Consider the following 12,950-nt stretch of genomic DNA (forward strand, 5'->3'; position numbering starts at 1 on the left):
CTCGGCCGGTCCCTCAGTTGGCCCGGCGCATCGCCTCGGTGATCCGCTCGGCGGCGCTCACCACCGGCGCCGCGTGCAGGCGGCCCGGAGTGCGGGTGAGGCGCTCGATCGGCCCGGAGACCGAGATGGCGGCGATCACCTTTCCGGCGGTGCCGCGGATCGGCGCCGACACGCTGGCCACGCCCTGCTCGCGCTCACCGACGCTGTGGGACCAGCCCCTGCGCCGCACGCTCGCCAGTGTCGCCGCGGTGAACTTCGCGCCGCGCAGCCCCCGGTGCAGCCGGTCGGGCTCCTCCCACGCCAGCAGGATCTGCGCGGCGGACCCGGCGATCATCGGCAGCGCCGAGCCGACCGGCACGGTGTCGCGCAGCCCGCTGGAGCGCTCGGCGGCGGCCACGCACACGCGCTCGTCGCCCTGGCGGCGGTAGAGCTGGGCGCTCTCGCCGGTCAGGTCGCGCAGCTGGGCGAGGATCGGCGAGGCCACGGCCAGGAGCCGGTCCTCGCCCGCGGCCGTGGACAGCTCGGAGAGGCGCGGGCCGAGCACGAAGCGGCCCTGCGTGTCACGGGAGACGATGCGGTGGTGCTCGAGTGCGACGGCGAGCCGGTGGGCCGTGGGACGCGCCAGGCCGGTGGCCTGGACGAGCTGGGCGAGGGAGGCCGGGCCGGCTTCGAGGGCGTTGAGCACGAGCACGGCCTTGTCCAGTACGCCGACTCCGCTAGAGTTGTCCATACACCGATACTGCCGTCTCGACATATGAGAAAGCAAGTCGGGTGCGGAATGGCTGATCGCAAGGAGGCGACATGGGCCGCACGCTGGCGGAGAAGGTCTGGGAGCAGCACGTCGTGCGACGTGCCGAAGGGGAACCCGATCTGCTCTACATCGACCTTCACCTCATCCACGAGGTGACCAGCCCGCAGGCCTTCGACGGCCTGCGCATGGCGGGCCGTCCCGTCCGGCGGCCCGAGCTGACCATCGCGACCGAGGACCACAACGTCCCGACCGTCCTCGGCCCGATCGAGGACCCCGTCTCGCGCACGCAGGTCGAGACGCTGCGCAAGAACTGCGCCGAGTTCGGCATCCGGCTGCACCCGATGGGCGACGCCGGCCAGGGCGTCGTGCACATCATCGGCCCGCAGTTCGGGCTGACCCAGCCGGGCATGACCATCGTCTGTGGTGATTCTCACACCTCGACCCACGGCGCCTTCGGGGCCATCGCCTTCGGCATCGGCACCTCGGAGGTGGAGCACGTCCTGGCCACCCAGACCCTGCCGGCCTACCGGCCGAAGACGATGGCCGTCGAGGTGTCCGGCGAACTGCCGCCCGGCGTGACCGCCAAGGACCTCATCCTGGCCATCATCGCCAAGATCGGCACCGGCGGCGGCCAGGGGCACATCGTCGAGTACCGCGGCGAGGCGATCCGCGGGCTGTCGATGGAGGGCCGGATGACGGTCTGCAACATGTCCATCGAGGCCGGCGCCCGTGCGGGCCTGATCGCCCCGGACGAGACCACGTTCGCCTATCTCAAGGGCCGCCCCCACGCGCCCACCGGCGCCGCCTGGGACGCCGCCGTCGAGTACTGGCGCTCCCTGACGACCGACGAGGACGCCGTCTTCGACACGGTCGTGGAGATCGACGCCTCGACGCTGACCCCGTTCGTCACCTGGGGCACCAACCCGGGCCAGGGCGCCCCGCTCGGGGAGTCGGTGCCGAACCCGGAGGACACCTCCGACCCCGCCGCCGCCCGGCGCGCCCTGGAGTACATGGGCCTGACCGCGGGCACCCCGCTCCGCGACATCGAGGTGGACACGGTCTTCATGGGCTCGTGCACCAACGGCCGCCTGGAGGACCTGCGGGCCGCGGCCGAGGTGCTGCGCGGCCGCAGGGTCGTCACCCGCACGCTCGTCGTCCCCGGTTCGATGCTGGTCAAGCTCCAGGCCGAGCAGGAGGGGCTGCACGAGGTGTTCAAGGCCGCCGGAGCCGAGTGGCGGGAGGCCGGGTGCTCGATGTGCCTGGGCATGAACCCCGACACCCTGGCCCCCGGCGAGCGCAGCGCCTCCACGTCCAACCGCAACTTCGAGGGACGCCAGGGCCGGGGCGGCCGCACCCACCTCGTCTCGCCCCAGGTCGCCGCGGCGACCGCCGTCACCGGCAGGCTGACCGCCCCCGCCGACCTGGACCAGGAGGTCTGATCACCATGGAAGCCTTCACCACCCACACCGGCCGGGCCGTGCCGCTGCGCCGCAGCAACGTCGACACCGACCAGATCATCCCGGCCGTCTGGCTCAAGCAGGTCAGCCGTACCGGGTTCGACAGGGGACTGTTCTCGGCCTGGCGCGAGGACCCCGGCTTCGTCCTGAACGACCCCGCCCGCCAGGGCGCGTCGATCCTGGTGGCCGGCCCCGACTTCGGCACCGGCTCCTCGCGCGAGCACGCCGTGTGGGCCCTGCAGCAGTACGGCTTCCGCGTCGTGATCGCCGCCCGCTTCGGCGACATCTTCCGCAACAACTCCACCAAGATGGGGCTGCTCCCGGTCGTCCTGCCGGCCGCCACGGTCGAGGCGATCCAGACGGCGACGGAGGCCGACCCCTCCCTGGAGGTCACCGTCGACCTGGTGGAACGCCAGGTGCGCTGGGCCGGCGAGACCGCCGCCTTCGAGATCGACGACTACACCCGCTGGCGGCTGATGGAGGGGCTGGACGACATCGGGCTGACCCTCCGCCACGCCGACGAGGTGACCGAGTACGAGAATGGTCGGCAGCCATGGTTGCCGACGACCGTCTGACGGATCCCGAAGAGGAACTGGCGCGGCGGCTGCGCGAGGCGCACCGCCGCGTCCGTGGTCTCAGCCTGCCCGCCGACCGGCGGGAGCGCCTGGCCCGGCGGCTGATTTCGATCAACGATGCGGCCAAGCGCAACGTGGGTCATGCCGCCCGACGCCTGGATTTATTCCTTGTAGACCTAGATGTTCTGGTTTCAGACACGCCGAGTCCTGGAAACATTGCGGAAGGTGATTGAGTCATACGGCTCCGTCCCCTAATTTCAAGCGGGCAAGGGGTTTCTCGCTCTGTTGAGACCTCATGCCGTGACAAATCGGGTGATGACGGGGCGATCTGCCTCATGGCCCACTCCCAGACATCGGTAAGCAGGGGGAGCAAACCTATGAACAAGAAGGAACTCGTCGACGCGGTCGCTGATCGGGTCGGTGACAAGAAGACGGCGACCGAGGCCGTGAACGCGGTGATCGACACCATCCAGAAGACCGTCGCCCGTGGGGACAAGGTCTCCATCACGGGGTTCGGCGCGTTCGAGATGGTCAACAAGCCCGCCCGCACGGCCCGCAACCCTTCCACGGGAGCCGAGATCAAGGTCGCCGAGAGCTGGGGGCCGAAGTTCCGTCCCGGCTCCGACTTCAAGGAGCTCGTCAACACGGAGGGAAAGAAGGCCGCGAAGAAAAAGTAGGGCCTTCTTCCGGACGCCCGGATCCCTGAGGGGGTCCGGGCGTCCGGCTGTCCGGGGCCCGGAAGCCGGCCGGGGGCGGGCCGTCCGGGAGGCCGTGTCCGGTAAGCCGGCCGGGGCGTCCGGCCGTCCGGGAGGCCGCGGTTCCGGGTGCGGCCGGGCGGCGGACGGGCCGCCGCGCCGTCAGGCCCGGCCGGGCAGCGGGAAGGTGGAGAGCGTGACGTAGGTGACCCGGCCCTCGTCGAGGAGGATGTTCACCCGCTGGCCGGGCCGGAGCAGCCGCAGCGGCCCGGCGTCGAACGCCTCCGCGCCGAACCGCAGCTCGGTCCCGTCGTCGAGGAACACCGACCCCGACCGGGTCGCCGCGTCGAAGATCCGCACCGTCGCCTGCACCCGACCAGCGTAGCCCGCGACCGCCCGCGCCGGGCCGTACGGACATCCGCGCGCCGGGCCGTACGCGGGATCACCCCGCCGGACGCTCCGTGGCGCCCGCCTCGTCGCTCCCCGTCCCGTCGTTCCCCGTCTCGCCGGTCGCCGTCTCGCCGGCCGCCGCGGCCTCGGCGGCGAACGACGCCAGGCCCCGGATGATGATCTCGACGCCGAGGTCGAAGCGCTCGTCGTTGGACCGGCCGAACATGGAGCGCGACAGCGCCGTCAGGTGCGGGAAGCGCTCGGGCGGCAGTTCGGCGAAGTAGCGCTCCAGCGCCTCGCGCATCCCCTGCCAGGTCAGCTCATCGGTGGCGCGGTACCTGTCCTGCCACATGCCCTCCTCCAGGGCGAAGCCGTCCACGAAGGTGGAGAGCACGTCGCCGGCGGCCCCGGCGACCCGGTCGGGCAGGCCGGCGGCGCGGAACACCCCGAGGAGCGCGTCCATGTGGGGGAGCATCTCCGGCTTGAACGGGACGGAGCCCATCGAGATCCTGGCCAGGTCGCGGTGCGAGCGGAGCTTGGCCAGCGCGGCGCGGGCGTAGTCCCTGAGCTGCTCCCGCCAGCGCTCCGGGTCGGGGTCGGGCAGGTCCATGTCGGCGAAGAAGCGGGAGTACATCAGCTCCAGCAGCTCGTCCTTGCTGCTCACGTGGGCGTAGAGGGCCGAGACCGCGACGCCGAGCTCGGCCGCGACCATGCGCATGCTCAGCCGGTCGTAGCCCTCCCGGTCCAGGACGACGTACGCGGCCTCGACGATCCGGTCCCTGGTGAGAGGGATCCGGGGCGGGCGCGTCCGGCCGCGCGGGCGATCCCAGGGCAGGGCGGGCAGCTCGTCGCTCATGACCTCAGTGTATGCCGGGGTGAACACTGATCACCGTATCGAACGGCGCTCTCTTTCGCGTTATATCTTGTCCTTCGATGCGATGCGACATATCTTAAGAACAGCGTACCGACTGCTGAACGCCGTTCTCCAAGAGAACATTGATCAGCTACTCTGAACACTGTTCACCGATGATGGACGCCATTCCCGCAGACCCGAGGAGTCCCCCATGGCCGCAGACCTGACCACCCCCGCTCCACCCGGGGCGGAGGCGCCCGCCTACCGCTGGCGCTGGGCCGCCCTGTTCGTGATCCTCGCCGCCGAGGTGATGGACCTTCTCGACGCGATGGTCACCAACATCGCCGCGCCCACGATCCGCGCCGAGATCGGCGGCACCGCCGCCACGATCCAGTGGCTCGGCGCCGCCTACACGCTCTCCATGGCCGTCGGCCTGATCACCGGGGGACGGCTGGGCGACATCTTCGGCCGCAGGCGGATGTTCCTGATCGGCGCGGCCGGGTTCACCGTCGGCTCGCTGCTGTGCGCCGTCGCCCAGTCTCCTGAGCTGCTCATCGGCGCGCGGGTCGTGCAGGGCCTGTTCGGCGCGGTCATGCTCCCGCAGGGGCTCGGCATGATCAAGGAGATGTTCCCGCCGAAGGAGATGGCCGCGGCGTTCGGCCTCTTCGGGCCCGTCATGGGCCTGTCCTCGGTGGGCGGCCCCACCCTGGCGGGATGGCTGATCGAGGCCGACTTCCTCGGGACGGGCTGGCGCATGATCTTCCTGATCAACCTGCCGCTCGGCCTGGCCGCCGTGCTCGCCGGCCTGCGTTTCCTGCCCGAGTCGCGCTCGCCGCACCCGCTCCGGCTCGACGTGCCCGGTGTGCTGCTGGTCTCCGTCGCGAGCCTGCTGCTGGTCTACCCGCTGGTCCAGGGCCGGGAGAGCGGCTGGCCCGTCTGGGCCTTCGTCATGATGGCCGTCTCGCTCGCCGTCTTCGCCGTCTTCGGCTGGTTCGAGTCCCGCAGGAGCCGCTCCGGCGGCGACCCGCTGGTCGTGCCCAGCCTCTTCCGCAAGCGGGCCTTCACCGGCGGCCTGCTGACCGGAATGGTCTTCTTCTCGTCCATGGCGGGCTTCACGCTGGTGTTCAACCTCTACACCCAGATCGGGCTCGGCTACTCGACGCTCAAGGCCGGCCTGGTCATGATCCCGTGGTCGCTGGGCATGATCGCGGGCTTCGGCGCCGCCCAGGCGGTGCAGCGGTTCGGGCGGCGGGCACTGCAGGGCGGAGTCGTGATCATGACGCTCGGCACGCTGGGCGTGCTGCTCACCATCGTGCTGGCGGGCGAGACCGTCACCGCCTGGCAGTTCGTCCCCGCCCTGGTGGTCACCGGGTTCGGCATGGGCCTGCTGATGGCGCCGTTCTTCGACATCGTGCTGGCCGGGGTCGAGCAGCACGAGACCGGCTCGGCCTCCGGCACGCTGACGGCCGTCCAGCAGCTCGGCGGCTCCTTCGGCGTCGCGCTGCTCGGCACGGTCTTCTTCGACCTGCTGAGCTCCGGAACCGACATGGGCTCCGCGATGCGGACCGTGCTGTGGGTGGTCGCGGCCATGCTCGTGGCGACCCTCGTGGCCTCCTTCCTGCTGCCGAAGCAGGCCCGCGAGGAGGAGCCGGCCGGGCACTGAGCCCGGCCCGGACGGGATCTCAGCGAAGGGAGCCCCCCGGCGGGGACTCCCTTCCGGGTCTCCCGGCGTCCTCGGGCTCTCCGACGCCCTCCGGCATCCCCGCCCCCGCCAGCCTCCCGGCGATCTCCGCCGTACGGGGGCCGACGCCCAGGGACAGGGCCGCCCGCAGGTCGTCGGGGGTGTCCACGTCCCGGCGGACCGACTCGACCCCGTGCAGGCACAGCTCCTTCGCGCCGCGCCGCAGGTGCCGGTCCCGCGACGGGCCGCCGAACCCCGGGGTGAACGGCACGCCGGGGCGTACACCGTAGAAGGTCGTGCCGACCTCGGCGGCGTCGGGGAGGAAGGACTGGTCGAACTCCCCGGCGGCGGCCAGCACGAGCGCCAGCTCCGCCGGGCGGAGCGCCGGCAGGTCCGCCTGGAGCGCGCCGACGGGGCCGCCGGGCGCCAGCCGTACCGCCTCCAGGCCGCCGTGCCGCAGCGCCGCGTTCAGCCCGGCCTCCGGATCGCCGGTGACGTGCGCGCCCACCTCCGCCAGCGCCGGGGCCGCCACCGGGTCGCCCGTCACCACCACCACCCGGGCCACGGCGGCGCAGCGCAGGGCGGCCTCGACCGTGTCGCAGGCGATCGCCACGGCCAGCGCCGCCCGGTGCGGGCCGGCCGCCTCCGACAGCCGGGTCTTGGCCGCGACGAGCGTCTTGACCGGCACGACCAGGGTCCAGCCGGGATTCTCCGCAGGAGGCATAGCCTTAGCATCCCGCCTCGACACCTCCCACGGCCAACCGGGACACTTGGGGCTGCACCGCACCCATATGGAGGAGCTCATGAGACGCCCTGGATGGCCTTCCCGGTTCTGGGTCGCCCTGGCGGTCACGATCGTCAAGCCCATCTCATGGCTCCTGGTCAGGAAGGACTGGCGCCGGGCCGACCGGCTGCCCAGGACCGGCGGGATCATCCTGGTCGCCAACCACCTGTCGTGGGTGGACCCCGTCCTGATCTCACACTTCCTCGTCAACAACGGCCGCTGGCCGACGATCCTGGCCAAGTCGGGCCTCTTCTCGGTGCCGCTGCTCGGGCACGCGGTGCGGTCGCTGATGGCCGTCCCGGTGTACCGAGGCAGCGCCGAGGCCGCCCGCTCGCTCGCCGAGGCCGAGCGCAGGCTCGCCGAGGGGGCGTGCGTGCTGTTCTACCCCGAGGGCACCTGCACCCGCGACCCGGACCTGTGGCCGATGGAGGGCAAGACGGGCGCGGCCCGGCTGGCCCTGGCGACCGGCGTGCCGGTCATCCCGGTGGCACACTGGGGTGCCCAGGAGATCCTTCCCTACGGTTCCAAGAAGCCCAGGCTGCTGCCGCGCAAGACGTTCCGCACGTTGACCGGGCCGCCGGTGGACCTGTCGAAGTACGAGGGGCGGCCACCGCACGCCGACGTCCTTCGAGAGGTGACCGCCGACATCATGGCGGCGATCACGGCGCTCCTCGCCGAACTGCGCGAGGAGGAGCCGCCCAAGACGCCGTTCAAGAAACCTGTGCACCACTGACTTCGACGTACGGTGATGAAATGACCAAGGCGGCTGTATTCGGTACGGGCTCATGGGGAACCACCTTCGCGATGATCATGGCGAGGGCGGGCACCCGGACGACGCTCTGGGGCCGCAGGCCCGAGATCGTCGAGGCGATCGACCGCCGCCACGAGAACCCCGACTATCTCCCGGGGGTGGCGCTTCCGGAGTCGCTGCGCGCCACGACCGACCCGGCCGAGGCCCTCGACGGCGCCGACTTCGTGGTCCTCGCGGTGCCCTCCCAGACGCTGCGCGAGAACCTCACCCGCTGGACGCCCCACCTGCCGCCGGAGGCGGTGCTGGTGAGCCTGATGAAGGGCGTCGAGCTCGGCACCACCAAGCGGATGAGCGAGGTGATCCGCGAGGTCGCCGGGGTGCCCGAGGACCGGGTCGCGGTGGTGTCCGGCCCCAACCTGGTCGGTGAGATCGTCCGGGGCCAGCCCGCGGCGACCGTCGTGGCCTGCACCGACGAGCGCGCCATGGAGCGCCTCCAGGAGGCGTGCCACCTGCCGTGGTTCCGCCCCTACACCAACCCCGACGTGGTGGGCGTCGAGCTCGGCGGGGCGGTGAAGAACGTCATCGCCCTCGGGGTCGGCGTCGCGGCCGGCATGGGTCTCGGCGCCAACGTCGGCGCGATGCTGATGACGCGCGGGCTGGCGGAGATCTCCCGCCTGGGCGCGGCGCTCGGCGCGGACCCGCACACCTTCGCCGGACTCGCCGGGATGGGCGACCTGGTGGCCACCTGCACCTCCCCGCTCTCCCGCAACCGCACCTTCGGCGAGAACCTCGGCCGGGGCATGAAGATGGCCGAGGTCGTCGCCGCGACGAAGCAGACCGCCGAGGGCGTCAAGTCGTGCGAGTCGGTCCTGGCGCTGGCCAGGAAGCACGACGTGGAGATGCCGATCACCGAGGTGGTCGTGGCGATCGTCCACGACGGCATGCCGCCGGACGAGGCGGCGGTCCTGCTGATGTCCCGGACCCCCAAGCCGGAGCGGTACGGCGTCTGAGGCAGGGCGTCCGCGTGTTCCGCGCCCGCCCCGGATCTCCGCGCGTCCCGTGCCCGTACGGCCGCCCACCGGGCCCGGGTGGTCTCCGGCCTGCCCGTCAGCGCGTCAGATAACCGGGACGACCCGCTGGAGACGGTACATTCGGTCATCATGAGCGAGCAGCACGAAACCCGGCCCCGGGTCGCGGTCGTCTTCGGCGGCCGTAACTCCGAGCACTCCGTCTCCATCCTCGGAGCCGGGAGCGTGCTCGACGTCATCGACCGGTCCAAGTACGAGGTGATCCCCGTGGGGATCGCCCAGGACGGGCGCTGGGTGCTCGTCTCCGACCGGCAGCGGTACGCGATCGAGGGCCGGGAGCTGCCGTCCGTCGACGCGGAGGGCATGGCTCTGGCGCTGCCCTCCGGCAGCGGCACGCTGGTCGCCTACGAGCCGAGCCGGGTCCCGGAGGAGCTCGGCCAGGTGGACGTCGTCTTCCCGGTGATGCACGGGCCCTTCGCCGAGGACGGCACCCTCCAGGGGCTGCTGGAGATGGCCGGGGTCCGCTACGTCGGCTCCGGGGTGCTGGCCAGCGCGGTCGGCATGGACAAGGGCTACATGAAGCTGGTGCTGGCCGCCGCCGGGCTGCCCGTCGGCCCGTACGTCGTGATCCGCGACCGCGACTGGCGGACCGACCGCCAGCGGGTCCTGAAGGAGGTCGAGGAGCTCGGCTGGCCGGTCTTCGTCAAGCCCGCCCGCGCCGGCTCCAGCCAGGGCATCTCCAGGGCCGCCGACCTGGGCGAGCTGGAGCGGGCCGTCGAGTTCGCCCGCGAGCACGACCCCAAGGTGCTGGTGGAGGCGGCGATCGCCGGGCGCGAGATCGAGTGCGCGGTGCTGGAGTCCCCCGGGGACGAGGCGCCGCGGGCCAGCCTGGCGGGCGAGGTCGTGGTCGCCGGCGGCCATGACTTCTACGACTTCGAGGCCAAGTACATCAGCGACGCCACCTCCGTGGCGGTGCCCGCCGACATCCCCGACGACGTCGCCGAGAACCTGCGGGCGATGGCCGTGCGCGCCTTCGAGGCGCTGGACTGCGAGGGCCTGGCCAGGGTCGACTTCTTCCACACCCCGGACGGCCGGCTGATCGTCAACGAGATCAACACGATGCCCGGCTTCACCGCGACGTCGGTCGCGCCGCGGCTGTGGGCGGCCAGCGGGCTTCCCTACCCCGAGCTGGTCGACCGGCTGATCCAGCTCGCCCTGCACCGCGCCACCGGCCTGCGCTGACCCGGCTCGCCCTGCGCCGGTCTCCGGCCCGCGCCGGCCCGGCTCGCCCTGCGCCGGTCTCCGGTTTGCGCCGGCCCGGCTCGCCTCGCGCCGCGCGGGCCGCGTGGCGCCGTACGCCGTGCCGCGCCGTACGGGCGGCGGCGTCTGCGCCGGTTCCGTCACCTCCGCGCGAGGGTACGGCGTCCCCGGGGCGGCGGGCCCACGTCCGCGGCACGGCCCGGCGCCATGTTGGCGTGCACCTGCCCGGGGCCGAGGCCGTGCCGTTCGGCGAGCCGGTCGGCGACGACCCCCGTGGTGAAGGCGTAGACGCCCTTGTGCAGCAGGTCCACCACCAGCTCGCGCCGGGGCCAGGTCCACGGCGGGGCGCCCACGCCGGTCGCGTTCTCCAGCGTCTGGTCGTTGGTGAGCCGCACGACCCAGAACATCGCCGAGGACCACGGGCCGCGCAGCCCGGCGGTCGCCATCATGCCGCGCAGCACGCCGAGCAGGCATCCCTGTCCGAGGTGCATCGCCAGGTTGAGCGGTACGGGTTGCCCGGCGGGCGTCTCGGGCAGCCCGGTCAGCCGCTCCAGCACCCGGGCCGGCACGTGGGAGTCGGGCCGCCCGGTCAGGCGCTGCTCCACCTTCTCCGCCAGCGTCATGGCGACCGCGCCGGCCGCCCCCGCTATCAGCCCTTCAAATACTGCTTTTCTCCACATTCGTCCTGAATGCCCGTTGTGGTTTGGGTTAAGCAGCCCGCGGAGGCGTCCCGACGCGGGCGGGGACCCCTTCCGCGCCGTCCCGGTACGGGTCACCCCGTCTGGGGCAGCGCCGCCTTGATCGGGGCCGCGAGGTCGACGAGGACCTCCTCCGACACGTGCTTGCGGGAGACCGTCACCTCGACGTACGCCTCCCGGCCGATCGCGGTGAACAGCAGGGGCCGGGCCGGGTCGGAGAACCACGCCACCCCGTCGATCTCCGGCACCTCGGCGGTGGCCGACATGGACGGTGGCCTGGGCACCCCGCAGCGCAGCGCGATCTCGCCGCCGCCCCAGACCGCGACGTACGGCGACGCGGGCTCCGACTCCGTCCGCTCCGCGCCGTCGAGCTCGGCCGGAAGCCGCCCGCCGAGCGCCCGGCACCCGGCGGCGGCCTGCCCCTGCGGGGCGGGCGGCTCCACCTGGACCGGGCCACCGCACCCGGCCAGGGCCAGCAGGGCGCAGGCACAGGCGGCCCAGCGGGCGGGCCGGGACGGCGTCCGGCGCCTCCCCGTGGCGCTCGGACCCTCCGTGACTCTCGGACTCCCCGTGGTGTTCGGGTCTCCCACGACGCTCGGACCTTCGGTGACGTTCAGGGTTTCCGTGACGATCGGCTTTCCGCGACGCTCAGATGTGGACGATGGGGCACGTGAGCGTACGCGTGATCCCCTCGACTCCCTGGATCCTGGCCACGACGAGCTTGCCCAGCTCGTCGACGTTCCGCGCCTCGGCGCGGACGATCACATCGTAGGGCCCGGTGACGTCCTCCGCCTGCGTGACACCGGGGATTCCCGCGATCTGCCCGGCCACGCTCGCGGCCTTGCCGACCTCGGTCTGGATAAGGATGTAGGCCTGCACCATAACGTCCTCCGGGGCGATTGGATCAGTGCCGAAGGGCCACCGTACCCTGTGATGAACAGGAGGTGCGCCATCACAGTCGGAGATCTCGGCGAATTCGGGATTGTCTCACGTATTTCCGGACGCTTGCCACAGGGAGGGGCGGTATTGCTCGGTCCCGGCGACGACGCGGCGCTGTTGCGGGCCCCCGACGGGCGGGTCGTCGTGACGACGGACCTCCTGATCGAGGGTAGGCACTTCCGCCGCGATTGGTCCAGCGGCTACGACATCGGCCGCAAGGCCGCCGCGCAGAACCTCTCCGACGTCGCGGCGATGGGCGCCCGTCCCACCGGCATCGTGGTCGGCCTCGGCCTGCCCGCCGACGCGTCCACCGGCTGGCTGGACGACCTCACCGACGGCTTGCGCGACGAGTGCGACCTGGTCGGCGCCAGCGTGGTCGGCGGCGACGTCACCCGCTGCGACGCGGTGGTGATCGGGGTCACCGCCCTGGGCGACCTGGGCGGGCGCGCGCCGGTCACCCGCTCGGGGGCGCGCCCCGGAGACGTGGTCGCGGTGACGGGGCGGCTCGGGCACGCCGCCGCCGGCCTCGCGCTGCTCCGCGCGGGCCTGGCCGTCCCCGCGGAACTGGCCGGGCTCGTCGAGGCGCACCGCCGTCCTCTTCCGCCGTACGCCCGCGGTCCGGAGGCTGCCGCGCTCGGCGCCACGGCGATGCTCGACGTCAGTGACGGCCTGCTGCAGGACCTCGGTCACGTGGCGCGGGCCAGTGGCGCCGGCGTCGTGCTCGACCCCGGGCGCCTCCCTGTGCCCGGCGCGCTGCGCGAGGCCGCGGACCTGCTCGGCGCCGACCCGCTGGAATGGGTCCTTTCCGGCGGAGACGACCACGCGCTCGCCGCGACCTTCCCGGACGGCGTAGCGTTGCCCTCGGAGTGGACCATGGCCGGCCGGGTCGTCGAGGGCGGGGGAGTGCGGGTCGAGGGACGCTCGGTGGAGCACGGCGGCTGGGACCACTTCCGCGAGTGACGCGTGCCACCGATGTGACCCCAGTGAAGTTTGTCCCCAAGGGTTACTGAACTGGTATGAAGATGTGCTGTCGGAATTCCTGGTGGAAGGGGCGACATGGGCCGCCATGGTGGACATAGGGAAAACGC

Annotated in this window: 16 protein-coding genes; 9 read left to right on the top strand and 7 right to left on the bottom strand. The window is 72.3% G+C overall.

The annotated features are described in order from the left end of the window. Positions 1-13 precede the first annotated feature (13 nt). The gene (locus tag IEZ10_RS18150; protein ID WP_179824839.1) at positions 14-730 is read right to left on the bottom strand and encodes an IclR family transcriptional regulator; all 717 of its coding nucleotides are present in this window, start codon (positions 728-730) and stop codon (positions 14-16) included. Positions 731-801: 71 nt separating this feature from the next. Here IEZ10_RS18150 and leuC point away from each other — a divergent pair, with 71 nt between their 5' ends. From leuC to IEZ10_RS18170, 4 genes are all read left to right on the top strand, one after another. Further along, on the top strand, positions 802-2,190 hold the full coding sequence (gene leuC / locus IEZ10_RS18155) for a 3-isopropylmalate dehydratase large subunit (RefSeq protein ID WP_189247683.1): 1,389 nt from the start codon (positions 802-804) through the stop codon (positions 2,188-2,190). Positions 2,191-2,195: 5 nt separating this feature from the next. Further along, a complete protein-coding gene (gene leuD / locus IEZ10_RS18160; protein ID WP_189247684.1) occupies positions 2,196-2,783 on the top strand; it encodes a 3-isopropylmalate dehydratase small subunit in 588 nt (195 codons plus the stop codon). After that, entirely contained in the window at positions 2,762-3,016 is a 255-nt protein-coding gene (locus IEZ10_RS18165) for an SCO5555 family protein (RefSeq protein WP_189247685.1), read from the top strand. Before leuD ends, IEZ10_RS18165 begins: the two co-directional genes overlap by 22 nt. A 144-nt stretch (positions 3,017-3,160) precedes the next feature. After that, positions 3,161-3,460, top strand: coding sequence for an HU family DNA-binding protein (locus IEZ10_RS18170; protein ID WP_179824830.1), 300 nt, complete (start codon positions 3,161-3,163; stop codon positions 3,458-3,460). Between the two features lie 180 nt (positions 3,461-3,640). Here the strand turns inward: IEZ10_RS18170 and IEZ10_RS18175 are convergent, their stop codons facing one another. Next, positions 3,641-3,850 carry a hypothetical protein gene (locus IEZ10_RS18175; protein ID WP_179824828.1) on the bottom strand — a complete coding sequence of 70 codons (210 nt, stop codon included), beginning with the start codon at positions 3,848-3,850 and terminating at the stop codon, positions 3,641-3,643. Positions 3,851-3,920: 70 nt separating this feature from the next. Beyond that, positions 3,921-4,724, bottom strand: coding sequence for a TetR/AcrR family transcriptional regulator (locus IEZ10_RS18180; protein WP_189247686.1), 804 nt, complete (start codon positions 4,722-4,724; stop codon positions 3,921-3,923). A 208-nt stretch (positions 4,725-4,932) separates the two neighbouring features. On the opposite strand from IEZ10_RS18180, the gene IEZ10_RS18185 reads away from it, so the two are divergent. After that, the gene (locus tag IEZ10_RS18185; RefSeq protein WP_189247687.1) at positions 4,933-6,384 is read left to right on the top strand and encodes an MFS transporter; all 1,452 of its coding nucleotides are present in this window, start codon (positions 4,933-4,935) and stop codon (positions 6,382-6,384) included. Positions 6,385-6,403: 19 nt separating this feature from the next. Here the strand turns inward: IEZ10_RS18185 and cofC are convergent, their stop codons facing one another. Further along, positions 6,404-7,126: a 2-phospho-L-lactate guanylyltransferase gene (gene cofC, locus IEZ10_RS18190; RefSeq protein WP_189247688.1), complete on the bottom strand. Its 723-nt coding sequence runs from the start codon at positions 7,124-7,126 to the stop codon at positions 6,404-6,406. Positions 7,127-7,205: 79 nt separating this feature from the next. Here cofC and IEZ10_RS18195 point away from each other — a divergent pair, with 79 nt between their 5' ends. The 3 genes from IEZ10_RS18195 to IEZ10_RS18205 all read left to right on the top strand — a co-directional run bounded on the left by IEZ10_RS18195 (position 7,206) and on the right by IEZ10_RS18205 (position 10,207). Continuing rightward, entirely contained in the window at positions 7,206-7,919 is a 714-nt protein-coding gene (locus IEZ10_RS18195) for a lysophospholipid acyltransferase family protein (RefSeq protein WP_189247689.1), read from the top strand. Positions 7,920-7,939: 20 nt separating this feature from the next. Beyond that, complete coding sequence (locus IEZ10_RS18200) at positions 7,940-8,947, top strand: NAD(P)H-dependent glycerol-3-phosphate dehydrogenase (RefSeq protein WP_189247690.1); 1,008 nt, start codon at positions 7,940-7,942, stop codon at positions 8,945-8,947. Between the two features lie 150 nt (positions 8,948-9,097). Further along, a complete protein-coding gene (locus IEZ10_RS18205; protein ID WP_189247691.1) occupies positions 9,098-10,207 on the top strand; it encodes a D-alanine--D-alanine ligase family protein in 1,110 nt (369 codons plus the stop codon). A 158-nt stretch (positions 10,208-10,365) separates the two neighbouring features. Here IEZ10_RS18205 and IEZ10_RS18210 read toward each other — a convergent pair whose 3' ends face one another. The 3 genes from IEZ10_RS18210 to IEZ10_RS18220 all read right to left on the bottom strand — a co-directional run bounded on the left by IEZ10_RS18210 (position 10,366) and on the right by IEZ10_RS18220 (position 11,805). Then, on the bottom strand, positions 10,366-10,848 hold the full coding sequence (locus tag IEZ10_RS18210; protein ID WP_229811382.1) for a hypothetical protein: 483 nt from the start codon (positions 10,846-10,848) through the stop codon (positions 10,366-10,368). A gap of 149 nt (positions 10,849-10,997) precedes the next feature. After that, complete coding sequence (locus tag IEZ10_RS18215; protein WP_229811383.1) at positions 10,998-11,513, bottom strand: DUF3515 domain-containing protein; 516 nt, start codon at positions 11,511-11,513, stop codon at positions 10,998-11,000. Positions 11,514-11,571: 58 nt separating this feature from the next. After that, a complete protein-coding gene (locus IEZ10_RS18220) occupies positions 11,572-11,805 on the bottom strand; it encodes an Lrp/AsnC family transcriptional regulator (protein WP_179824812.1) in 234 nt (77 codons plus the stop codon). Between the two features lie 51 nt (positions 11,806-11,856). On the opposite strand from IEZ10_RS18220, the gene IEZ10_RS18225 reads away from it, so the two are divergent. Then, positions 11,857-12,822 (top strand): thiamine-phosphate kinase, encoded by a 966-nt coding sequence (locus IEZ10_RS18225; protein WP_189247693.1) that lies wholly within the window; start codon positions 11,857-11,859, stop codon positions 12,820-12,822. Positions 12,823-12,950: the final 128 nt, after the last annotated feature.

Source organism: Streptosporangium pseudovulgare, assembly GCF_014648055.1.
GTDB lineage: Bacteria > Actinomycetota > Actinomycetes > Streptosporangiales > Streptosporangiaceae > Streptosporangium > Streptosporangium pseudovulgare.

Coding starts and splice junctions, on each gene's coding strand:
- leuC (WP_189247683.1), top strand. CDS start 802: ATGGGCCGCACGCTGGCGGAGAAGGTCTGGGAGCAGCACGTCGTGCGA.
- IEZ10_RS18200 (WP_189247690.1), top strand. CDS start 7,940: ATGACCAAGGCGGCTGTATTCGGTACGGGCTCATGGGGAACCACCTTC.
- IEZ10_RS18210 (WP_229811382.1), bottom strand. CDS start 10,848: ATGACGCTGGCGGAGAAGGTGGAGCAGCGCCTGACCGGGCGGCCCGAC.
- IEZ10_RS18180 (WP_189247686.1), bottom strand. CDS start 4,724: ATGAGCGACGAGCTGCCCGCCCTGCCCTGGGATCGCCCGCGCGGCCGG.
- IEZ10_RS18185 (WP_189247687.1), top strand. CDS start 4,933: ATGGCCGCAGACCTGACCACCCCCGCTCCACCCGGGGCGGAGGCGCCC.
- IEZ10_RS18170 (WP_179824830.1), top strand. CDS start 3,161: ATGAACAAGAAGGAACTCGTCGACGCGGTCGCTGATCGGGTCGGTGAC.
- cofC (WP_189247688.1), bottom strand. CDS start 7,126: ATGCCTCCTGCGGAGAATCCCGGCTGGACCCTGGTCGTGCCGGTCAAG.
- IEZ10_RS18225 (WP_189247693.1), top strand. CDS start 11,857: ATGAACAGGAGGTGCGCCATCACAGTCGGAGATCTCGGCGAATTCGGG.
- IEZ10_RS18205 (WP_189247691.1), top strand. CDS start 9,098: ATGAGCGAGCAGCACGAAACCCGGCCCCGGGTCGCGGTCGTCTTCGGC.
- IEZ10_RS18150 (WP_179824839.1), bottom strand. CDS start 730: ATGGACAACTCTAGCGGAGTCGGCGTACTGGACAAGGCCGTGCTCGTG.
- leuD (WP_189247684.1), top strand. CDS start 2,196: ATGGAAGCCTTCACCACCCACACCGGCCGGGCCGTGCCGCTGCGCCGC.
- IEZ10_RS18165 (WP_189247685.1), top strand. CDS start 2,762: ATGGTTGCCGACGACCGTCTGACGGATCCCGAAGAGGAACTGGCGCGG.
- IEZ10_RS18195 (WP_189247689.1), top strand. CDS start 7,206: ATGAGACGCCCTGGATGGCCTTCCCGGTTCTGGGTCGCCCTGGCGGTC.
- IEZ10_RS18220 (WP_179824812.1), bottom strand. CDS start 11,805: ATGGTGCAGGCCTACATCCTTATCCAGACCGAGGTCGGCAAGGCCGCG.